Origin of the sequence: Kitasatospora sp. NPDC089913, from assembly GCF_044748625.1 — a bacterium.
Lineage (GTDB): Bacteria > Actinomycetota > Actinomycetes > Streptomycetales > Streptomycetaceae > Kitasatospora.
On the sequence record NZ_JBIVGI010000043.1, the window covers coordinates 1 to 20,529 of the forward strand.

General features: G+C 73.9%; 20 protein-coding genes. 4 read left to right on the forward strand and 16 right to left on the reverse strand.

All coding sequences use genetic code 11. The annotated features are described in order from the left end of the window. Positions 1–131 precede the first annotated feature (131 nt). The 6 genes from ACIPYS_RS37340 to ACIPYS_RS37365 form a co-directional block, all read right to left on the reverse strand. Positions 132–1,274 (reverse strand): methyltransferase domain-containing protein, encoded by a 1,143-nt coding sequence (locus ACIPYS_RS37340; protein ID WP_400754684.1) that lies wholly within the window; start codon positions 1,272–1,274, stop codon positions 132–134. 329 nt (positions 1,275–1,603) lie between these two features. Beyond that, the gene (locus ACIPYS_RS37345) at positions 1,604–2,443 is read right to left on the reverse strand and encodes a helix-turn-helix domain-containing protein (protein WP_400754687.1); all 840 of its coding nucleotides are present in this window, start codon (positions 2,441–2,443) and stop codon (positions 1,604–1,606) included. Beyond that, positions 2,444–2,959: a DUF6879 family protein gene (locus ACIPYS_RS37350; protein WP_400754689.1), complete on the reverse strand. Its 516-nt coding sequence runs from the start codon at positions 2,957–2,959 to the stop codon at positions 2,444–2,446. Continuing rightward, positions 2,943–3,164 (reverse strand): hypothetical protein, encoded by a 222-nt coding sequence (locus tag ACIPYS_RS37355; RefSeq protein WP_400754692.1) that lies wholly within the window; start codon positions 3,162–3,164, stop codon positions 2,943–2,945. Before ACIPYS_RS37355 ends, ACIPYS_RS37350 begins: the two co-directional genes overlap by 17 nt. A 162-nt stretch (positions 3,165–3,326) precedes the next feature. Then, positions 3,327–4,202 carry an FAD-dependent oxidoreductase gene (locus ACIPYS_RS37360; protein WP_400754695.1) on the reverse strand — a complete coding sequence of 292 codons (876 nt, stop codon included), beginning with the start codon at positions 4,200–4,202 and terminating at the stop codon, positions 3,327–3,329. A gap of 126 nt (positions 4,203–4,328) precedes the next feature. Then, positions 4,329–4,817 (reverse strand): hypothetical protein, encoded by a 489-nt coding sequence (locus ACIPYS_RS37365; protein WP_400754698.1) that lies wholly within the window; start codon positions 4,815–4,817, stop codon positions 4,329–4,331. A gap of 326 nt (positions 4,818–5,143) precedes the next feature. Between ACIPYS_RS37365 and ACIPYS_RS37370 the strand changes: the two genes are divergently transcribed. Together ACIPYS_RS37370 and ACIPYS_RS37375 are read left to right on the forward strand one after the other, a co-directional pair. Then, on the forward strand, positions 5,144–6,796 hold the full coding sequence (locus ACIPYS_RS37370; protein WP_400754701.1) for a hypothetical protein: 1,653 nt from the start codon (positions 5,144–5,146) through the stop codon (positions 6,794–6,796). A gap of 100 nt (positions 6,797–6,896) precedes the next feature. Continuing rightward, positions 6,897–7,544, forward strand: coding sequence for a PhzF family phenazine biosynthesis protein (locus ACIPYS_RS37375; protein WP_400754704.1), 648 nt, complete (start codon positions 6,897–6,899; stop codon positions 7,542–7,544). Between the two features lie 44 nt (positions 7,545–7,588). Here the strand turns inward: ACIPYS_RS37375 and ACIPYS_RS37380 are convergent, their stop codons facing one another. The 4 genes from ACIPYS_RS37380 to ACIPYS_RS37395 form a co-directional block, all read right to left on the reverse strand. Continuing rightward, a complete protein-coding gene (locus ACIPYS_RS37380) occupies positions 7,589–8,236 on the reverse strand; it encodes a VanZ family protein (protein WP_400754707.1) in 648 nt (215 codons plus the stop codon). Positions 8,237–8,579: 343 nt separating this feature from the next. Then, positions 8,580–8,984: a hypothetical protein gene (locus ACIPYS_RS37385; protein ID WP_093861808.1), complete on the reverse strand. Its 405-nt coding sequence runs from the start codon at positions 8,982–8,984 to the stop codon at positions 8,580–8,582. Further along, positions 8,981–10,495, reverse strand: a complete 1,515-nt coding sequence (locus tag ACIPYS_RS37390; RefSeq protein ID WP_093861809.1) for a HAMP domain-containing sensor histidine kinase — start codon at positions 10,493–10,495, stop codon at positions 8,981–8,983. Before ACIPYS_RS37390 ends, ACIPYS_RS37385 begins: the two co-directional genes overlap by 4 nt. 89 nt (positions 10,496–10,584) lie before the next feature. After that, on the reverse strand, positions 10,585–11,262 hold the full coding sequence (locus ACIPYS_RS37395) for a response regulator transcription factor (RefSeq protein ID WP_045938110.1): 678 nt from the start codon (positions 11,260–11,262) through the stop codon (positions 10,585–10,587). A 601-nt stretch (positions 11,263–11,863) separates the two neighbouring features. On the opposite strand from ACIPYS_RS37395, the gene ACIPYS_RS37400 reads away from it, so the two are divergent. Continuing rightward, positions 11,864–12,556, forward strand: coding sequence for a SigE family RNA polymerase sigma factor (locus ACIPYS_RS37400; RefSeq protein ID WP_400754780.1), 693 nt, complete (start codon positions 11,864–11,866; stop codon positions 12,554–12,556). 257 nt (positions 12,557–12,813) lie between these two features. Here the strand turns inward: ACIPYS_RS37400 and ACIPYS_RS37405 are convergent, their stop codons facing one another. From ACIPYS_RS37405 to deoC, 5 genes are all read right to left on the reverse strand, one after another. Next, positions 12,814–13,452 (reverse strand): ATP-binding protein, encoded by a 639-nt coding sequence (locus ACIPYS_RS37405; RefSeq protein WP_093861810.1) that lies wholly within the window; start codon positions 13,450–13,452, stop codon positions 12,814–12,816. 47 nt (positions 13,453–13,499) lie between these two features. After that, the gene (locus ACIPYS_RS37410) at positions 13,500–13,931 is read right to left on the reverse strand and encodes a hypothetical protein (protein WP_093861811.1); all 432 of its coding nucleotides are present in this window, start codon (positions 13,929–13,931) and stop codon (positions 13,500–13,502) included. A gap of 299 nt (positions 13,932–14,230) precedes the next feature. Then, positions 14,231–15,133, reverse strand: coding sequence for an aldehyde dehydrogenase family protein (locus ACIPYS_RS37415; RefSeq protein WP_093861812.1), 903 nt, complete (start codon positions 15,131–15,133; stop codon positions 14,231–14,233). After that, positions 15,126–16,640, reverse strand: a complete 1,515-nt coding sequence (locus ACIPYS_RS37420) for an aldehyde dehydrogenase family protein (RefSeq protein ID WP_231977751.1) — start codon at positions 16,638–16,640, stop codon at positions 15,126–15,128. Before ACIPYS_RS37420 ends, ACIPYS_RS37415 begins: the two co-directional genes overlap by 8 nt. A 5-nt stretch (positions 16,641–16,645) precedes the next feature. Continuing rightward, positions 16,646–17,632 carry a deoxyribose-phosphate aldolase gene (deoC, locus tag ACIPYS_RS37425; protein WP_030393421.1) on the reverse strand — a complete coding sequence of 329 codons (987 nt, stop codon included), beginning with the start codon at positions 17,630–17,632 and terminating at the stop codon, positions 16,646–16,648. Between the two features lie 140 nt (positions 17,633–17,772). Between deoC and ACIPYS_RS37430 the strand changes: the two genes are divergently transcribed. Next, positions 17,773–18,456, forward strand: coding sequence for a PH domain-containing protein (locus ACIPYS_RS37430; protein WP_093861813.1), 684 nt, complete (start codon positions 17,773–17,775; stop codon positions 18,454–18,456). Between the two features lie 73 nt (positions 18,457–18,529). Here the strand turns inward: ACIPYS_RS37430 and ACIPYS_RS37435 are convergent, their stop codons facing one another. Further along, a complete protein-coding gene (locus tag ACIPYS_RS37435; RefSeq protein WP_400754717.1) occupies positions 18,530–20,230 on the reverse strand; it encodes a phospho-sugar mutase in 1,701 nt (566 codons plus the stop codon). Between the last annotated feature and the right edge of the window lie 299 nt (positions 20,231–20,529).

Consider the following 20,529-nt stretch of genomic DNA (forward strand, 5'->3'; position numbering starts at 1 on the left):
AGTTGTCCACCAACCCCAAACAGGGCACGAACACCACCAACACCCCCGTCCCCACCCCCACACCCCGCACGATCAGGCCCCGGCCCGTGGCCAAAACCCAAAACCCCGCCCCCCCCCCCCCACTTCGCACGTCATCGCGTGGTGTCCCCGACCGGATGCCCGGGGCTGTCCAGCCACGCGTATTGTCGGCCGTCCGGCCGTACGGTGAGCCCGAACCTCGTCAGCTCGGGGCGCCCCCGCTCCAGCCACCACGTACGGGCCCGGCAGACCTCCTCCCAGAGCCGCCTGGGTCCTGCCTGCTGCACCGCCCCTTCGTCCGCCCAGTTCCGATAGCGGGCGGACGCCCACGAGCCGAGGCCGTCCGAGAGTTCGATCCGGTAAGTGGCTCCCGGGTCGGCGCAGTCCCAACGGTGAACGGATCGCACATTCGGCACCCGAAGGCCGATGGCGAAGGCGGCGTGGACGTCCTCCTCCGCCGACGCCGGGTCCATCGGAGAGGCGCAGGCCCTCGTCATGCCCGGGGCCGGCGCGGCCACCGCGTGCGGCCGCTGGGCACGCATCCACATGAAGGAGGCGTTCTCGACGAATCGCCCGTGCGCCGCTCTCCCCGCTCCTTCTGTGATGAGGCGCAGTAACCCCGCGTTGGCGTAAGGTGTTCCCCAGGGCGTCACGACGACCCCGCCGGGAGCCGTCTGCTCGATCCATGCCGGGGGAATCATCCGGACGGCCGCCGTCGAGTGGATGCGGTCGTAGGGCGCTTCAGGGCTCCAGCCGCCGAGTCCGTCCCCGACCACCCGACGGGGAGCGAGGTGAGCGGCCTCCAGCTTCCGTCCGGCCTCGGCCGACACCACCGGATCGATCTCGATGGTGGTGACCTGCTCGCCGCCGAGACGGGCGGCGAGCAGGGCGCTCGTCCACCCGGTCCCGGTGCCCACGTCGAGGACCCTGTGCCCCTTCCGGACGGCCAACTCCCTCAGCATGGTTGCCACCAGGGACGGCATGGAGCCGGACGAGGTCGGCACTCCCGGGCCGCCGCTCGCACCGTCGTCGAGTTGCGTGACCACGGAGTCGTCGGTGTTCACCGCGTCCCACCAGGCATCGGGTTCCCGACTCCGGGTGACCTGCCGATAGCCGGACAGGCTGTGCTCGTCGGGAAGCCAGATGGTGTTCGGGACGAAGACGTGGCGCGGGGCGCGTTCGAACGCGCCCCGCCAAGCTGCCTCCAGGGTGCCGGACGTCGTCAGTCCGGCGATCACCTCCGCGTACCTGTGCACGGATGCCTACTTCTTCTTCTCGTCCGGTCCCGGCGGAGGGACCGGACGAGTCCATCTACCGTCCGACTCCTTCGGAGACTGCTGCTGATCGCCGGTCTTCCCGTCCTGGCCGTCGCCGTGCTCGCCCATGTCGTCGGTCTCCGTCCTGTCGGGTCAGGCTTTGCCGGGAATGGGCATGGGGTCGGGTGTGGGGCCGGTGCCGGGTTCGGGCGGTGTCGGACCGGGGCCGGGGAAGGGGGTGCTCATGCCGGAACTCCTCTCGTCGGGAAGTTTCTCGGATCACGCTAGAAGCGCCCCCTCAGAACTTTCAAGAGAATTCCTGTTACCGACTAAATGCCGTTCCTGAAGTCGTTGGCGACTGTGGACAGGAAGGCGTCGGAAGCCGCGCCAAAAATGGCCATTCCTTCATACAGGGCGAAGATGGCAAGATGTTCGGAGATGTCCCGGGAGTCCCGGAAGACTATTCTTCCGGTGAACGTCTCCACGGTCGCCAGATGCTCGCCGTAGACGGTGAAGGTGTTCATCGGGCCCCGGCCGGTCACTACGCCGTTCGGGACGATCCCGATGCGCACGTTCGGCAGTCGGGAGAGTGCGACCAGGCGCTCGACCTGTACGGACATCGCCATCGGCGGCACCACTGCCCATCGCACAGCCTGCTCCGTGAGCAGGAAGGTGAACGACTTGGAGGTGTCGTACAGCACCGCCTGCCGTTCCAGCTTCCGTGCGACGACGGACGCGGTGTCGCCGGGGGAATGTGCGAGTCCGGCCCGCACGTACTCGGGTGTGGCCAGCAGTCCGGTGACCATCGCAGGCAGGAAGTAGCGGAACACGGTCGCCGACGTCTCGAGCGCGGCCAGTTCGGTTTGCCGCTTCTCCAGGCCGCGACGCAGGGAGGCGCGGACGCCCTGCCACTCGGTGTTCGCGACCCTGGCGAGGGACATGATTTCCTCGGCCGGCCCAGGTGGTACTCCGAGCGCGCGGAGAATGGATTCCACCTCGGTGAGGCGCGGCGTCTTCCGCCCGGTCTCGATCTTGCTGATCGTGCTCTGGGACAGGCCGCAACGCCGAGCGAGCCGGTCTCCGCTGAGACCGGCTCGCTTACGCAGATCGCGGAGCAGCCGGGCCAGATCGGCCTTCGACCGGTCCAACTGCTCAGGGGCGAAGGTCACTCACCCATGATCCTTCACGTACTCCAGGAAGGGAACGGACTCGGCGATCGCCAGGCGCTTCCAGGCGGAGTATGGGGCGGAATCGCCGTCGTGGACCTGGCGGTTGATCTGGGTGCCGTCCCGGCGGTAGTTCATCAGCACCACGCGGCGGTCGTCGAAGAGCCAGAAGTCCCGGTCGGGCAGGCCGGGATTCGGCCGGTCGGTGAGGTCGAGGATCCTGATGTCCTCCCCGGCCCCGACGTTGTGGCGGTAGTGCGCGAACTCGTAGTGCAAATAGTCCGTCAGGGGGCGCGTGAGTACATGGACACGGCCGATACTCCGGCCGGTCTCCCGGTATCCCCGGACGCGTGCCGTCCACGCGGCGGTCGCCTCGGCGGTGAGAGGTTCGCCGGTGAGGAAGCGGCGGAGTCCTTCCTCCTCCTGCGGCATCGTGTAGACGTCGAGGGTCTCCAGCCGCCAGGCGTCGTGTTCCATGGCGTCGAAGTACGCCCGCCAGTCGTCACCATCCAAGAACACGGAACGCCTCCCGCAGGGTCTCCTCGGGGATCTCGACGAGCGACTCCCCGTCGGGCGCGCGGAAGCCCGTGAACGTACTGCCCTGGACCACGAACGAGCCCTCGCCGGTCGCGTAGACGTTGGGGCAGTCGTCCGATCCGCATTCGCCCGATCCCTCGCCGCTGCCGCTCCGGGTGAGGCGGATCAGTCCCGGCCTACCGGTCATGGTGAACCCCCTTGTGGGTGCGCCTGGTTGAACAAGCCGGGGGTGACGTTACGCGCGGCGACCGTGGGGTGACCATCCGAACAGGCGACTATTCCTGTTCTCGCCTAAAGATCTTGCGGGGAGCGGGAAGTCGGGCCCGCCGACTTCCCGCTCCACGGCAGGTCAGCCGGGCAGGCGGAGGGTGTAGTAGGCCTTCAGGGCGGCGTCGGCGCCGGAGCCGGTGGCGGTCATGATGCGCTGGCCGCGGGCCGAGCGGAGGTCGCCGGCGGTGAGGACGCGGGGGTGCTGGCGGTCGGGCGGGCAGTAGCCGTCCTCGGTGCGGACCAGGGTGCCGGGCAGGGCGGCCGGGCGGACGCCCAGGTTCACGAAGACCGTGTCGGGGGCGAAGGCGCCCAGGCCGCCCGCCGTGACGTGGCCTTCGGGGGAGCGGCGGAGGTCGAGGGCGTCCAGCTCCAGCAGGGTGACGCGCGGATCGTCGCGGACCTCGTCGGCCTTGTAGGCGTCGGTGGCCGGGTGCGGGACGAGCAGGTCGAGTGCGGCGTCGGGGTGGGCGCGCAGCAGGGTGCCGAGGGGGCGGTCGGCGCCGAGGACGAGGGTGCGGCGGCCGGTCAGGAGCGCGGCGTCCGCTTCCCAGAGCGGCGGCGGGGCGTCCACGGTGGAGCTGAGCCAGGCGGTCTCCTCCGGTCGGGCCGCGCGGACGCCGGTGGCGACGATCGCGTACCGGCCGCGCACGGTGGTGCCCGGGGCGGCGAGGTGGACGGTCACGCCCTCGTCGTCGGCGTGCAGTTCGGTCGCCGGGGTGCCGAGCAGGAGGTCGCAGGAGTCGGCGACCCGCCGGACGTCCGCCGCGACGGCGTCGGCGAAGGCGGTGCCGGTCGCGAAGCCGAGCACGTTCTGCACCGCCGGGACGCGCCGCAGGGTGGCGCCGGGTTCGCGCCGCTCGACCAGGGCCGTCCGCAGCCCGACGCTCGCCGCCATCACGGCCGCCGCGCAGCCCGCGGGCCCGCCGCCCACGATCACCAGGTCGTACGTCTCCACGGTCCGCACCCCCTCCGTCGTCGGCGACCGGTACCCGGCCGCACCGCGCAGCGTAGTGCGGACCGAGGGGGACGGAAGCGGGACCGGCCGGCGCCCTGGTGAGGGGCGCCGGCCGGTGGGGACGGATCAGCCCTGCGGCGGAGCCGGCGGCTGGTACGGCGGCTGGTACGGGGCGGCCGGGGCGACGGGGGCCGCGGCCTGGTACGGCGACGCGGGCGCTGCCGGGGCGGCGGCCTGGAAGGGCGCGGCCGGCTGGGGGTACTGGCCGCCCTGCGGGTACGGCGCACCCTGGTGCTGGTACGGCGAGGCGGCCGGGACGGGCGGCGCGGCCGGTGCCTGGGAGCGCGTGACCAGCGCCTTCACCGCGTTGGCTATCAGCAGCACCGGCAGGATGAACGCCTTGAAGAAGATCACGTAGCTGGTGCCCTCGAAGACGAAGGCGAGGTAGTACGCGTAGCCGGTGAAGCCGAGGCCGGCGAGCACGTTGAGGGCGCGCCAGCCGAGCTTCAGGCCGCCGAGGTTGACGGCGCCGATGACCAGCAGGGCGATGCCGCTGACGGCCAGCAGGACGACGTACCAGGAGAAGAGCGGGTCGACGTCGAAGTCGAGGTTCACGAGTGGTTCCTGTTGTTGCCGGGGTCGGGCGGACGCGAACGGGCGGCCGCCGGGGGACGAGTGGGGACAGTACTGGAGCGGGACGACATCCGTCCTCACGATTTCGTCACGGTGTCATCGCCGAATCCGCCCGGAGAACCTCCCTTCCACCCCTTGAAAACCGCTCAGGAAGCGTCCGTGCGTTCGGATATGATGCGCCCGTCGCTGGTGGTTGGGGGGCGAAGCAGCGACCCGGGTGAGAGTCCCGGAGCGGCCTCCCACCTCGGCGAAACCGCCCTGCTGCCGGGTTCGTCGGGTTCGCCCGCCTTCCTTCCGTGAGGTCCCCCGTGCGTATTCAGCACCGCAGATCCCTGGCCCTCGCCGCCGCTGCCACCCTGGTCTCGGGGGCGGCCCTGACCGCCGCCCCCGGTGCGGCCGCGCTGTCGCGTTCCGGCGGTACCGGCGGAGCGGTCCTCGGTGCCCCCAACGGGGTGGGCACCCCGGGGCCGGTCGGGACCCAGGAGCGGCGCAGCCCGGTGACGATCACCGTCGCGGGCTTCCCCGGCACCCTGACCGCAGGCGGTCCGGCCGCCGAGTTCACCGCCACGCTGCGCAACTCCGCCGACCACGCCGTCGACGTCACCACCGGTTTCGTCGTCGCGAACGTCGATGCCGGGATCCGTGAGAACCAGCTCGTGCTCGGTTACCAGTCCCCCGGCGGGGCCTCCTGGAAGCCCGCCGCCCCCGCCCCCGGCGCCGGTACCGGCGCCGGCTGGAACCTCGACACCTTCGCCACCCGGCTGAGCCTGCCCGCCGGGGCCTCCGCGACGTACCGGCTGCGCCTGGCCGCCACGGCCGACGCGCCCGCCGGCCGGGCCACCGGCGGGTTCACGGCGACGGTCGCCGACCCGACCCTGCCGCCGGAGACCCGGATCACCGAAGCGGCGAGCCAGCCCAGGGAGTTCACACTCGCCGCGGCCGGCCCCACCGGGGCGCCGACGACCGCCCCCGCGCCCGGTGTGCCCTACCTCGGCCTGGACGCGGTGCCCGGCTCGTTCACCGCGGGTGGCGAGCCGAAGCCGTTCCGGCTGACGCTCACCAATCGGAGCGGCAAGGACGTCGCGTTCCTGCCCGAACTGACCTTCCGGGGCAAGGCCCTGCCCGGCGCGGAGGCGGTCCGGCTGGAGTTCCGGGCTCCCGACGGCGAGTGGCTGCCGGCCGTGGACAGCGGTCAGGGCGCCGCCGGGCGGCTGACGCTGACGCTGCGCACGGGTGACCGGGAAGCCTCGCTGGTGCGGCTGCGCGACGGCGAGTCCCGGACGCTGAACGTGCGGCTGGCGTTCGCCCAGGACACCCCGGCCGGGGTGCTGTCGCTGCTGCCGACCGGGAGCAGCCTGCCGGCGGTCGGTACCGGCGCCGGGGTGCCCGCCGCCGGCTCGGCGGTCGACATCACCGTGGCCGCCCCCGCCGCGCCGTCCCCGTCCGCCGTGCCGAGCACCCCGTCCGCCGAGGCCGGCGGCTCGCCGTCCGCCCCGGCCGCGCCCCCGGCCGCCGAACCGCCCGCATCGACCGGTACCGCCCCCGGGGTGGGACTGGCGGCGGTCACGCCGTCGGCGGACCCGAGCGGCACACCGGCGGCCGTCCCGGCCTCGGAGGTCACGCAGACGCCGCCGAGCACGGCCGCCGTCCCGGCTCCGGCGGTCACGGTGACCGTGGCGGCGCCCCCGGTGCCGTCCGTGGACCTCGCCTCGACCGGTGGCTCGTCCACCAACACCCCGATGGCGATCACCGGCGCCACCTCGATCGCGATGGGCATCGGCACCCTGGTGGTGGCTCACCGGCGGCAGCGGACCCGCCCGGCGGCCGCCCGGACGCCACTCCCCGCCGGGGGCCCGGGCGCGGGCCCGCACCCGGTGGCGGGCGGTCCGGGCGCGCGGCCGGGGGCGGCTCCGGCCGTCCGGCCCGCGCCGGGCCCGGCCGCCGGTCCCGCGGCGCGCTGAGCCGACCGGACCCGCAGGTCCGGCCGGAGGGTGCCAACCGGCCTGCGCGACCGCCGCGCGACCGCCGCGCGGACCCGATCGGACGAGGAGTGACCGCGGCATGGCCGACCACGAGGTGCTGTACGTGTTCTGCGGGCCGGACGGTACGCACGGCAACGCGCTGGGCGTGGTCCGGGACGGCGCGGCCGTGCCCGACGACGCGGACCGGCAGGCGATCGCGCGACGGCTCGGCTTCAGCGAGACGGTGTTCGTCGACGACCCGGAGCGCGGCGCGATCGACATCCGGACCCCGACCCTGCGCCTCCCGTTCGCCGGTCACCCGTGTGTCGGCGCCGCCTGGCTGCTGGGCGTGGACCGGCTGGTCACCGCCGCGGGCGTGGTCCGGGTGCGGCACGGCGGCGGGTTCACCCGGGTCGCGGCTCCGGCCGCCTGGGCGCCGCCGCGCACGCTCCGCCGGTACGCGACGGCGGCCGAGGTCGACGGGCTGGCGGTGCCGCCGCCGGGCGAGTGGATCTATGCCTGGGCCTGGCAGGACGAGGCGGCGGGCACGGTCCGCGCCCGGGCCTTCCCGGGACGGGGCGACGGCATCGACGAGGACGAGGCGACCGGTGCGGCCGCGCTCCTGCTGACGGCCGAGCTGGGCCGGGGGCTGACGATCACCCAGGGGCGTGGCTCGCAGCTCGTCACCGGGCTCCTCGGGGACGGGCTGGTCGAGGTCGGCGGCCGGGTCCGCCGCGCGGACCGGTAGCGCGGACCGGTAGCGCGTCCCGGCAGCCCGGGAACGGGTGCTGCTCAGCTCCGCCGGGCGGGGCCCGGCGAACCGAGGCTGAGCAGGGGTTCGGCCTTCCGCCCGGGGTGCGCGGCCGGGGTGGCGGCGGCCCTGGCAGGGGTCGGGACGGTGACGGTCACGCTGTCCTGAGCCTGAGCCTGAGCCTGAGCCTGAGCCTGAGTCGGGGCCGAGGTCGCAGCCGAGGCAGAGGCCGGGGCCGGGGTCGCAGCCGGAGCGGGGTCCGGCTCCGCGGTGCGGCCGAGATCCTGGAGGCCCGCGTCGCGCCGCAGGAGCAGGATCCGGCCGGCCGGGACCAGGGCGAGGTGGGTCGCCGCGACACCGGCGACGGCGAGCAGTATGTGGTCGACGTTGAGCACGTGCCCGGGCGCCCACGAGGAGAGGAACTCCAGTGCTGTGGCCAGCAGGGCCGAGGCGCCGGTGGTGCGCAGGAAGGACGGGAGCCAGGGGGTCCCGAGCCGGCCGCCGGCGAGCGGGAGGAGGACGCCGAGCGGGGCGGGCAGCAGCAGCTCGCCGAGCAACTGGCCCGCGGAGGAGAAGCGGAGCGAGGCCAGTGGCGTCAGGTTGGCGTCGTAGACCCAGGCCACCGGCAGTGGTCTCAGCACCAGCCAGCCCAGCAGCAGCAGGTGGAGGGCGAGGCCGAACAGTCCCACCGCCCGTAGTCGACGCCGATGGTGCTGGACGGCCGTCGCCCGTCCGGTCTCGGTCCGCACGTCGGCACGCTCCCCGCGTGTCCTGGTGCCATCTCGCTGCACGGGGGGAAGGACGTGTTCCGGCGGCGTGACGGTTCCACACCCGGTGCGAACTTTGCGCCGCGCGCCGGGGACGGGTCCCCGACCCGGGCGGAACCGCCGGGTGAACTCCCCGGCGGCCCGCCCGTACGAACCGCTGACCGCGCACCTGCGCCGACCGGCCCGAAGGCGACCGGCCCGAAGGCGACCGGCCCGGAGGCGACCGGCCCGGAAGCCGACGGACCCCGAACCGCCGACCGCCCGCCTACCGGCAGGGCGGCGCCGTGGTCGAGGCCGACGGCGACGGCAGCGCGCCGAACACGTTGTCCGCCGGCCCCGTCGGAGCGGCCGATGCGGCCGATGCGGTCGGTGCCACCACCGAGGGCGAGGGCGACGCCGAGCCGCCCGGCGGGGCCGGGTGCGCCGCGGCGGTGGGTGTCGGCGCGCCGTGCGCCGCCGCGGCCTGCGGCGGGCCGCCGACCGCGCCGGACGGCGTGCTCGGGGCCGTGGGTATCCGCGCCACCGTCGGACAGGCGGTCCGGCTGGCCGGCGCACCCGCGTCGACCGGGACGGCCGTCGGACGGATGCCGCAGCCGGCGGCCAGCACGGCCAGCCCGACCAGCGCGGCGGCGGCGAACGGGCGCCGCAGCGGGCTCGCTCCTCGGGTCACCGGGCACTCTCCTCGGCGGTGTCGGCGGACGGCGGCGGAGGCGGCTGGGTCAGCGGCAGCGTCAGCGTGAACACCGCCCCCACTTCGCCGTTCGCGGCCGTGATGGACCCCCCGTGGATCTGCGCGTTGGCCATCGCGATGGACAGGCCCAGGCCGCTGCCCTCCGAGCGGGCCCGCCCCTTGTCGGCCTTGTAGAAGCGGTCGAAGACGTGCGGCAGCACGTCCTCCGGGATGCCGGGACCGCTGTCCGACACCGCGACGACCACGGTGTCCCCCTCCTCGCGCACCCGCACCCGCACCGGCGAACCGCCGTGCTTCAGCGCGTTGCCGATCAGGTTGGCGAAGACGACGTCCAGCCGGCGCGGGTCGACCACCGCCAGGATGCCGCGCGGGGCGTCCACCTCCACCGCGTCGTACCAGGCCCGGCCGTCGATGCAGGACATGATCAGGTCGGCGATGTCCACCTCGTCGGCGACGAGCTTGGCGGTGCCGGCGTCGAAGCGGGTCACCTCCATGAGGTTCTCCACCAGGTCGGAGAGCCGCCGGGTCTCGCTGACCACCAGCCGCACGGCCGGTTCGATCATCGGGTCCAGCGACTCCGCCTCGTCCTCCAGGATGTCCGTCACGGCGGTCATCGCGGTCAGCGGGGTGCGCAGCTCGTGCGACATGTCGGCGACGAACCGCCGGCTCTGCGCCTCGCGCGCGCTCAGCTCCTCGACCTGCCCGTGCAGCGACTCCGCGGTCCGGTTGAAGGTCCGCGCCAGGTCGGCGAGTTCGTCCGAGCCCTCGACCTCCAGCCGGGTGTCCAGATGGCCCTCGCCGAGCCGCCGGGCCGCGTCGCCCAGCCGCTTGACCGGCCGCAGCACCGTCGCCGACGCGGCCTGCGCCAGCAGCGCCGAGCCGATCAGCGCCAGCAGGGTGGCGATCGCCAGCGACCAGCCGAGCGTGTTCAGGTCGGCCCGCTCGTTCTCCAGCGACTTGAACATGTACGCGGTCGGGCCGGTCGTCACCACCTTGGTGCCGCCGATGACGAACGGCCGCCCGTCGAGGTTCTGCCGCTGCCAGTACAGGTGGTAGGTGTACGGGTTGGACTCGGTGATCTCGCGCGGCTTGCCGACCGCCGTCCGCAGCGCGGCCGGCACACTGGCGATCGTGTACGACGCCGAGCTGGACGAGGCGACGCAGTTCGGCAGCGCCGGATCGGCCACCACCACGTCGTAACTGAGGCCGGAGCTGGCGACGGTGCTCGCGAGCGTGTTCAGGTCCTCGCAGGTGGCGTTCAGCGGCAGGTTCGACACGTTGCGGCTGAGCGAGACCCGGAAGTCGTTGAGCGCGGTGTCCTGGGCCCGCTTCAGCACCGCGTCGCGGTTGAGCCAGTACGCGATGCCGGACGCCGAGACGGCGGTGGTCAGCGCGACCGCGGCGAACACCGCGATCAGCCGCACGCGCAACGAGCGCAGGCGGCGCCACGGGCCGGAGGAGAACCGGGCCGTCGTCTGTTGGTCAGTCACAGGAGCCTGTCGTTACGGAGGCCGTCAGCGCGCGCGGCGGGATATCGCCGGCGCCGGACGGAGGTGGGCGGGTGCGTCGGTCGGGCCGGTCACGCCGGCGGGTCCAGCCGGTAGCCGACCCCGCGCACGGTGCGGATCAGCGTCGGCGCCGAGGGCACGTCCTCGACCTTGGCCCGCAGCCGCTGCACACAGGCGTCCACCAGCCGGGAGTCGCCCAGGTAGTCGTGCTCCCAGACCAGGCGCAGCAGTTGCTGCCGGGACAGCGCCTGCCCGGGCCGCCGGCTGAGCTCCAGCAGCAGCCGCAGCTCGGTCGGGGTGAGCTGGAGGTCCGCACCGTCCTTGGTGACCGTCATCGCCGCACGGTCGATCACCACGGTCCCGTACACGGACGAGTCCGAGCTCTCCCGCTCGCCGCGCCGCAGCACGGCCCGGATCCGGGCGTCCAGCACGCGGGGCTGCACCGGCTTCACGACGTAGTCGTCCGCGCCCGACTCCAGGCCGACCACGACGTCGATGTCGTCGGACCGGGCCGTCAGCAGGACGATCGGCAGCTGGTCGGTGCGGCGGATCCGGCGGCACACTTCGAAGCCGTCGATTCCGGGCAGCATGACGTCCAGCACGATGAGGTCCGGCCGCTGCTCCTTGAAGAGCCTCAGGCCGTCCTCGCCGGACGCGGCGGTGGCCACGCGGTGGCCCTGGCGGGTGAGGGCGAGTTCGAGGCCGGTGCGGATGGCGTCGTCGTCCTCGATCAGAAGGAGGAAAGGCACGGCCTCATTCTGGCTCACCCGGAGCGGCGAATCACCCCCCACTGTCCGCTCGGGGGTCGCACCCGCCCCGCCCGCCGCGCGACCGGGAACCGGAATGCCCGCCACCGGCGTCCGTCAACGGCGGGACAGCGGCAGGGACGAAAGCCCCGGGCCTGTGACAGCCCTGTGACAGTCGACGGACAGCGCCATCACAACCGGCGGGCAGGATTTTCCGTGTCGCCGCAGGACAGCGGGCCGATCGGCCCACTGGACGGCGGCGACGGAACCGCTCGAACCGATCCAGAGGGGGCGCACGATGAACGCCACGCTTCAGACCCGGACCAACCCGGCCGTCCGGACCGCGCGTTCGTCAGCGACCGCCCACCGGAGCCGTTTCGAGACCGGGGCCGAGGAGGTCTCCGGTGCCGTGATCGCACGGGGGTGCGCGCACAGCACGGGTGCAAGCACTGTCGCCCGCCGGGTGAGCGGCGGCGGCAGGACGGGGGAGCTGTACGGGATCGGCCACCGGGGGAACACGGCCGACTCCGCCGCGACCTTGACGCTGCGGGGGATCCTCCCCGTCCGCGTCGAGGGCGCGGACACCCCGGCGGGGAACCGGGGAATCGCGGGAACGGGCCTGCGGAAGGCCGACTCGGGGGAGTCGGCCGGCCGCGAGGCCGCCGGTGCGACGCTGCTGCGGCTGAACCCCGCGGCGGCCCGCACCACCGAGCGGACGGCGGGCGGGGCGGCGTTCACCGCGGCGCAGGGCGAGCGCCCGGCGGTCGCGGAGGACCACATCACGGAGTTCACCGCGTACGTGCGGGAGCGCCGCGCCTCCCTCTACGCCACCGCCTACCACCTCACCGGTGACCGCTACGAGGCCGAGGACCTGCTGCAGAGCGCGCTCTTCAGCACCTACCGGGCCTGGGGCCGGATCACCGACAAGGCCGCGGTGGGGGGCTACCTCCGCCGCACCATGACCAACCTGCACATCTCCGCCTGGCGGCGCCGCAAGGTCAACGAGTACCCGACCGAGGAGCTGCCGGAGACGGTCGGCGACACCGACGCGATGGGCGGCACCGAGCTGCGCGCCGTGCTCTGGCAGGCGCTGGCCAAGCTGCCGGAGAACCAGCGGACCATGCTGGTGCTCCGCTACTACGAGGGCAAGACCGACCCGGAGATCGCCGACGTGCTCGGCATCAGCGTCGGCACCGTCAAGAGCAGCATCTGGCGCGCGCTGCGCCGGCTGCGCGACGACGAGCAGCTGAACACCTCGGGCGACACGATCCGGGCGTTCGGCGAGCTGGTCGCGTAACGCGACCGGGAATGGACTCCCGTCGGGGGACGGGTAGCAGGACGGAAACGGACCAGGCGGCGCCGGCTCGGGGGAGCGGCGGCGCAGGGGGGAGCCGTGACCGTCCGGGGAAGGCGGCGGGCCCGGTGCGGGGGAGACGCACCGGGCCCGCCGTTCCGCGTTTCCGCCGTTCCGTGTTTACGCCGTTCCGCGTGCCCGCTGTCCCGGTCTCCGCCGTTCCGCGTGCCCGGCGCACCCGTGCGAGGGGCGGCCGTCGTTCAGACCGCCGAGAGCTCCCCGGCCCGGGCCGCCGCCCGGATCCGCCGCTCGGCCTCGGCCCCGGCGCACGGACGCGCCCCCAGCGCGACCTGGCGGCCGACGATGCCCCGCTCGGCCCGCATCAGCCGCCAGCCGCGCCGCACCAGCACGGGCAGCGACTTGCGGCCCTCGCGGACGTCCCGGCGCAGCCGCCACCAGGCGGTCGTGAGCGCGCCGTTGCGCAGGCACAGCGCGTCGCCCAGCAGCTCCGCCGCGGCGCAGTCGGCCGTGATCTCGGCCGCGAAGATGCCCTCGGCGACGAAGGCGGTGGCCCCGTCGAGCTCCAGCACCCTGGTGGAGACCCGCCCGTTGGCCGGGATCGAGTACACCGGCACCTCGGCCCGGCCGGTGTCGCACAGGGCGCGGATGGCCGCCAGGGCCTGGTCGCGGTGCCAGGAGAGCGGGGAGTCCCAGTCCACCGCCCCGTCGGGCAGCAGGGGCAGGCTGGGGTCGTCGCCGTCCTTGTAGAAGTCGTCGAGCTGGAGCACGGGCAGGCCGCTGCGCTCGGCGAGCGAGGACTTCCCGGAGCCGGAGGGCCCGGAGAGCAGGATCACCCGGGCAGGGGCTGTCGGCACAGGGTTCAGCGGGGAGTCACTCACGGGACACCAGTCTGACGCATCGGGGCCCGATGCCGAAACCCCGCGGATCACACCGCCCGCGCGACCGCCGGGGCGAGGAGCGAGGCGTGCAGCAGCGGCAGGTACCGGCTGTCGACCTGGAGGTACACCGGGTGATCGGCGCCGGGCGCCCGGTACGCGGTGGCGGCCCAGTCCTGGTCGTGCCAGACGTCCGGCTCGGGGGCCTCGAAGGTGCCGCCGACGGCCAGCTCGAGCGGGTCGCGGTCGCGCGCGGTGAAGACGACGAGCGGGGCACCGGGGGTGATCCGCAGCTTCCCGGCGACGTAGTCGGGCCGCCCGCCGGGGCCGTCGGCCCGCCCGCCGGGGCCGTCGGCGCGGGCCGAGCAGGGGATCCGGACCGGCCGCCCGGCCGCCAGCCGGCGCTTGGTACGGGCCACCCCCAGTGTGCGCAGGAACCCGTCCGCGAACAGGGCCATCAACTCGCCGACCAGCTCTCCCACGGACGTTCTCCCCCTCGGTGCGCGGTTGTCGGCCCCAGTCTGCGCGGCCGCTCCGGGGCGGCGGCAGCGTCGAACGGCTCGACCCGGTGCGACGAAAGTCGACGGCCGCGGCGGCCGGGGCAACGGCGCCGACGGGCGGGCCCGGGAAGTACGACGGACCCGCGCCAGGGGGGGAGAGGCGCGGGTCCGTCCTGTGACCGTCCGGGCCCTGGGGGGGTGAGGGCACGGGGGACGGCCAGTCTGTGGAGTTGTCACCGACTCGCGGTCACGGAGCGTAGCAGCTCCCGGGGGACCGTAGGTCAGATACCCATCGGGTGCCAGACCGTCTTGGTCTCCAGGAACGAGAGTAGCCGGTCCGTTCCGGGAGCATTGGTCCAGTCCTGGGCGAACGGGTCCGGTTCCGGTCGGATCACCCGCTTCAGGGTATCCGCGGCCAGCACCTCCAGGCCGCCCGCCGCGCCGGGACCGTCGGCGGCGATCGCGCCGGTCAGGTCCAGCGCGTTGACGTCCTGGTGCGAGGCCAGGGTCGGCGCGATGTCGGCGGTCCGGCCGGACAGGATGTTGACCACGCCGCCCGGGACGTCCGAGGTGGCCAGCACCTCGCCCAGGGACAGCGCGGGCAGCGGCGCGTCGGCCGCGGCCGCCACCACCACGGTGTTGCCCGTGGCGATCGCCGGGGCGATCACCGAGACCAGGCCGAGCAGCGAGTGACCGTAACCGGCCTGCGGCGCGACGATCCCGACCACGCCGGTCGGCTCCGGGGTGGAGAGGTTGAAGTACGGACCGGCGACCGGGTTGGCGCCGCCCGCGATCTGCGCCACCTTGTCGGTCCAGCCCGCGTACCAGACCCACCGGTCGATCGCGGCGTCCACCAGGGCGGCGGCCTTCTTCGCGCCGACGCCCTCGGAGAGCGCCACCTCGGCGGCGAACTGCTCCCGCCGGCCCTGCAGCATCTCGGCGACCCGGTACAGCACCTGGCCGCGGTTGTACGCGGTGGTGCCGGACCAGCCCTTGACCGCCGCGCGGGCGGCGACGACCGCGTCGCGGGCGTCCTTGCGGGTGCCGAGCGGCGCGTTGGCCAGCCACTCGCCCTTCGCGTCCGTCACCTCGTACACCCGCCCGCTCTCGGAGCGCGGGAACTTCCCGCCGACGTACAGCTTGTAGGTCTTGAGGACATCAAGACGGCTCACGACATCAGACATCGAGGTAGGCCTCCAGACCGTGCCGGCCACCCTCGCGGCCGTAGCCCGACTCCTTGAAACCGCCGAACGGCGAGGTCGGGTCGAACTTGTTGAAGGTGTTGGCCCAGACCACGCCGGCCCTGAGCCTGCTGGCCGTCCAGAGGATGCGCGAGCCCTTCTCCGTCCAGATGCCGGCGGAGAGGCCGTACGGGGTGTTGTTGGCCTTCGCGACCGCCTCGTCGGGGGTGCGGAAGGTCAGCACCGACAGCACCGGGCCGAAGATCTCCTCCTGGGCGATCCGGTGGGCCTGGCTGACGCCGGTGAACAGCGTCGGCCGGAACCAGAAGCCGGTGCCCGGCAGCTCGCACGCGGGCGACCAGCGCTCGGCGCCCTCGGCCTCGCCGGCGTCGGTCAGCGCGGTGATCCGGGCCAGCTGCTCGGCGGAGTTGATCGCGCCGATGTCGGTGTTCTTGTCCAGCGGGTCGCCGACCCGCAGGGTGCCCATCCGGCGCTTCAGCGCGTCCAGCAGCTCGTCCTGGACCGACTCCTGGACCAGCAGGCGCGAACCCGCGCAGCAGACGTGGCCCTGGTTGAAGAAGATGCCGTTGACGATGCCCTCGACGGCCTGGTCGAGCGGCGCGTCGTCGAAGACGATGTTGGCGGCCTTGCCGCCCAGCTCCAGCGAGAGCTTCTTGCGGGTGCCGGCCACCTGCTTGGCGATCGCCCGGCCGACCGGGGTCGAGCCGGTGAACGCGACCTTGTTGACGTCCGGGTGCGCGGTGAGCGCCGCACCCGTGCTGCCGTCGCCGGTGACGATGTTGACGACGCCCTTGGGCAGACCCGCCTGGCGGCAGATCTCGGCGAAGCGCAGCGCGGTCAGCGGGGTGGTCTCGGCCGGCTTCAGCACGACCGTGTTGCCGGTGGCCAGCGCCGGGGCGATCTTCCACGCCAGCATCAGCAGCGGGAAGTTCCACGGGATGACCTGGCCGGCCACGCCCAGCGGCTTCGGGTTGGGGCCGTAGCCGGCGAAGTCCAGCTTGTCGGCCCAGCCCGCGTAGTAGAAGAAGTGGGCGGCGACCAGCGGCAGGTCGACGTCGCGGGTCTCGCGGATCGGCTTGCCGTTGTCGATCGACTCCAGCACGGCCAGCTCGCGGCTGCGCTCCTGGATGATCCGGGCGATCCGGAACAGGTACTTGGCGCGCTCGCTGCCCGGCAGCGCCGACCAGTCGGCGAAGGCGGCCCGGGCGGCGGCGACCGCGCGGTCCACGTCCTCGGCGGTGCCGCGGGCGAACTCGGCGAGCACCTGCTCGGTGGCCGGGTTGACCGTCTTCAGCGCCTCGCCGCCGGAGGAGTCGACGAACTGCCCGCCGATGAAGTGGCCGTAGGAGCTGGCGATGTCGCCGGCCGCGGCGGGCGACTCGGGGGCGGGGGCGTAGCCGAAGAGGCCGCCCGCCGGCTTGCCGGCCGGCTCGGCCGGGGCCTGCGGCGAGGCCGCGGGCGCTTCGGTCTTCTTGGTGTTCTTGGCCATGATTCTCAGTCCACCGTCACGTAGTCGGGACCGGAGTACCGTCCGGTGGTCAGCTTCTGGCGCTGCATCAGCAGGTCGTTGAGCAGGCTGGAGGCGCCGAAGCGGAACCAGTGCGGGCTCAGCCAGTCGTCGCCGAGGGTCTCGTTGACCATCACCAGGTACTTCATCGCGTCCTTGGTGGTCTTGATCCCGCCGGCGGGCTTCACGCCGACCTGGACGCCGGTGGCCGCGCGGAAGTCGCGGACCGCCTCCAGCATCAGCAGGGTGACCGGCGGGGTCGCGTTGACGGCGACCTTGCCGGTCGAGGTCTTGATGAAGTCGGCGCCGGCCAGCATCGCCAGCCAGGAGACGCGGCGCACGTTGTCGTACGTCTGCAGCTCGCCGGTCTCGAAGATCACCTTGAGGTGGGCGTAGCTGCCGTCGGGGCGGCGGCAGGCCTCCTTGACGGCGACGATCTCGTTGTACACGTCCAGGTAGCGGCCGGAGAGGAAGGCTCCCCGGTCGATCACCATGTCGATCTCGTCGGCGCCGGCGGCGACCGCGTCCGCGGTGTCGGCGAGCTTGACCGGGAGCGCGGCGCGCCCGGCGGGGAAGGCGGTGGCGACGGAGGCGACCTGGATGTCGGTGCCCCGGAGCGCCGCCTTCGCGGTGGCGACCATGTCCGGATAGACACAGATCGCCGCGACGCGGGGGGTGGTCGGGTCGGTGGGATCGGGGGTCCTGCCCTTGGTGCACAGTGCGCGCACCTTGCCGACCGTGTCCGCGCCCTCGAGCGTGGTCAGGTCGATCATCGAGATGGCCAGGTCGATGGCGTACGCCTTGGCCGTGGTCTTGATCGAGCGGGTACCGAGAGTGGCGGCGCGCGCCTCCAGGCCGACCTGGTCGACACCGGGCAGGCCGTGCAGGAAGCGACGGAGCGAGGCCTCGGACGCCGCGACGTCCTCGAGACCGCTGCCCGCGACGCCGGGGGCATTGGCTGCAAGAGTGGACATAGTCACCACACCAGCATATCTACGCGCGTAGTCAATCGCCAGAGGCGCCGCGCATCGATGCCGGACCGAGATCTCCGTGCCCCGGCAACCGTGATCGTCACCCCTGTGGATCGCGCGGGCCATGGGGCAGAATCGTCGACATGACCGAATCCCACGGCGAGCCCCGACCGGGCCCGGCCGGTTCCGATGGGGAGCCCGTGTACGCCGACCGCGTGTACCGCTCCGTTCCCGGCGTGATCTCCGGGGTGCTGTTGCTGGCCGTCGCGGCCTGGCTGATCGGGGACGCGGCCCTCAACGGCAGCGGCAAGACACCGTGGGTGTCGCTGGCCGCCGTCCCGGTGTTCGCCCTCCCGGTGATCGCCTACACCCTGCGCCCGGCCGTCCGGGCCGACGAGCGCCGCCTGGTCGTCCGCAACCCGCTGCGCACGATCGTCGCGCCCTGGGCCGCCGTGGACGTGCTGCGCGCCGGGTACTCGGTCGAACTCCTCGCCGAGGGCAAGAAGTACCAGGTGTGGGCGGTGCCGGTGTCGCTGCGCCAGCGCAAGCGCGCCGCCCGGGCCCGCGAGCGCGGCGGGCAGGCGCACAGCTCCCGGCTCGGCATGGTCTTCGGCGCGGGCGGTACGCCGTCCGGGGTCGGGGTGCAGGGCTCCACGGACCCGAACCGGGCCTGGTCCGACCAGGTGGTCGGCGTCCTCCAGGACATGGCCGAGCGCAACGCCTCCCGCCCCGACGCGGCCGGACCGGTCGTGGTCCGCTGGTGCTGGTGGATCATCGCTCCGACGGTGGCCGGTCTGATCGCCCTGATCACCGTGATCGCGGTCTGACCCGCCCGCGTCCGCACGTACGAGGAGGGCCCGCCGGCACTGCCGGCGGGCCCTCCTCGTACGTACGGCCGTGTCAGCCGGCGATGCCGGCCGCCGCGGCGAGGTCCCGCTTGACGGTGGCGAGCAGCTCGGCGGCCCGGGCGCGGGCGTCCGCGAGCCCGGCGGCCGAGGCGACCGGGAGCACGACCTCCAGGTAGCACTTCAGCTTGGGCTCGGTGCCCGAGGGGCGGACCACGATCCGCGCCGAGCGGACGGCGTCGCCCGCCAGGTAGTAGCGCAGGCCGTCGGTCGGCGGCAGCTCGGCGGACCCGGCGGTGAGGTCGTCGGCGCGGGTGACGGTGAGCCCGGCCAGGGTCGTCGGCGGCCGCTCGCGCAGGGTGCGCATGGCGTCGGAGATGACCGAGAGGTCCTCGACCCGAACGGACAGCTGGTCGGTGGCGTGCAGGCCGTGCTCCAGCGCCAGGTCGTCCAGCAGGTCGGTCAGGGTGCGGCCGGAGCGCTTGAGGGTGGCGGCGAGCTCGGCGACCAGCAGGGCGGCGGTGATGCCGTCCTTGTCGCGCACGCCCTGCGGGTCGACGCAGTAGCCGAGCGCCTCCTCGTAGCCGTAGCGCAGGCCCTCGGCGCGCGAGATCCACTTGAAGCCGGTGAGGGTCTCGGCGTAGTCGAGCCCGGCGGCCTCGGCGATCCGGCCGAGCAGGGTGGAGGAGACGATGGTGGTGGCGAGGGTGCCGGTGGCCCGCTTGGAGACCAGCGCGGCGCCCAGCAGCGCGCCGACCTCGTCGCCGCGCAGCATCCGCCAGCCCTCCGCGCCGTCGGCCGGGACGGCCACCGCGCAGCGGTCGGCGTCCGGGTCGTTGGCGATGACGATGTCCGGGCCGGCCTCGGCGGCGGTGCGGAAGGCGAGGTCCATCGCCCCCGGCTCCTCCGGGTTGGGGAAGGCGACGGTCGGGAAGTCGGGGTCCGGCTCGGCCTGCTCGGCGACCACGGTGGGCGCCGGGAAGCCGGCCCGGTCCATGGCGGCGAGGAAGGTGTCGCGCCCGACGCCGTGCATCGGGGTGTAGACGACGTCGAGCTCGCGCGCGGTGTGCGGGTCGACGATCGACGCGGCGCGGTCGAGGTAGGCCTCGACGACGGACTCGTCCACCGTCTCCCAGCCGTCCGCGGCCAGCGGGACCTCGGTCAGCGAGCCGATCGCGTCGATCTCGGCGGCGATGCCCGCGTCGGCCGGCGGCACGATCTGCGAGCCGTCGCCCAGGTAGACCTTGTAGCCGTTGTCCTGCGGCGGGTTGTGGCTGGCGGTGACGGTCACACCGGCGGCGGCGCCGAGGTGGCGGACCGCGAAGGCGAGCACCGGGGTGGGCAGCGGGCGCGGGAACAGCAGCGCGCGCAGGCCGGCGCCGACCACCACGGCGGCGGTGTCGCGGGCGAAGTCGTAGGACTTGTGGCGGGCGTCGTAGCCGATCACGACCAGGTCGCCGAGGCCCTGCCGCTTGACGTAGGCGACCAGGCCGGCCGCGGCCCGGATCACCACGGCGCGGTTCATCCGCATCGGGCCGGCGCCGAGCTCGCCGCGCAGGCCGGCGGTGCCGAACTGGAGGCGGTCGGCGAAGCGGTCGGCCAGCTCGGACCAGGCGAGCTTGGCGTTGGCGTCCGCGTCCGGGGTCTCGGCGTCGGCGAGCAGCGCGGCGAGCTCCTCGCGGGTCTGCGGGTCCGGGTCCTCGGCGAGCCAGGTACGGGCCCGGGCGAGGAGGTCGGTGGTGGTTGCCTGCGTCATGGCTGCAGCTCCATCGGGAAGTGCGTCGGTGGTCGGCCGGGAGGTGACTCCGGACCGGGCCGGCCCGGACCGGACCCAGCGGGTCGGGCGGGTCGGGCGGCGGTGGCCGGAGGGTGCCGCGGGGCGTCCTCGGACGGGGACGCCGGGTGCGGGCGGGACGTGGTGGCTCGGACGGGCGTACCGGCGGTGCGGGGTTCTACGGGGCCGTGCGGTGCTTGCGGGGGTGCGCCGGTCCGGGCGGGGCCCACGGGGTCGCGCGGGGCCCGCCGGTCGTGCGGAGCGGGGCGGACGGGACGGGG

What these genes read in the sequence shown, in the direction of transcription:
- ACIPYS_RS37355 (WP_400754692.1), bottom strand. Translation starts at nt 3,164, where the DNA reads ATGACCGGTAGGCCGGGACTGATCCGCCTCACCCGGAGCGGCAGCGGC.
- ACIPYS_RS37375 (WP_400754704.1), top strand. Translation starts at nt 6,897, where the DNA reads ATGGCCGACCACGAGGTGCTGTACGTGTTCTGCGGGCCGGACGGTACG.
- ACIPYS_RS37415 (WP_093861812.1), bottom strand. Translation starts at nt 15,133, where the DNA reads ATGTCTGATGTCGTGAGCCGTCTTGATGTCCTCAAGACCTACAAGCTG.
- ACIPYS_RS37420 (WP_231977751.1), bottom strand. Translation starts at nt 16,640, where the DNA reads ATGGCCAAGAACACCAAGAAGACCGAAGCGCCCGCGGCCTCGCCGCAG.
- deoC (WP_030393421.1), bottom strand. Translation starts at nt 17,632, where the DNA reads ATGTCCACTCTTGCAGCCAATGCCCCCGGCGTCGCGGGCAGCGGTCTC.
- ACIPYS_RS37430 (WP_093861813.1), top strand. Translation starts at nt 17,773, where the DNA reads ATGACCGAATCCCACGGCGAGCCCCGACCGGGCCCGGCCGGTTCCGAT.
- ACIPYS_RS37435 (WP_400754717.1), bottom strand. Translation starts at nt 20,230, where the DNA reads ATGACGCAGGCAACCACCACCGACCTCCTCGCCCGGGCCCGTACCTGG.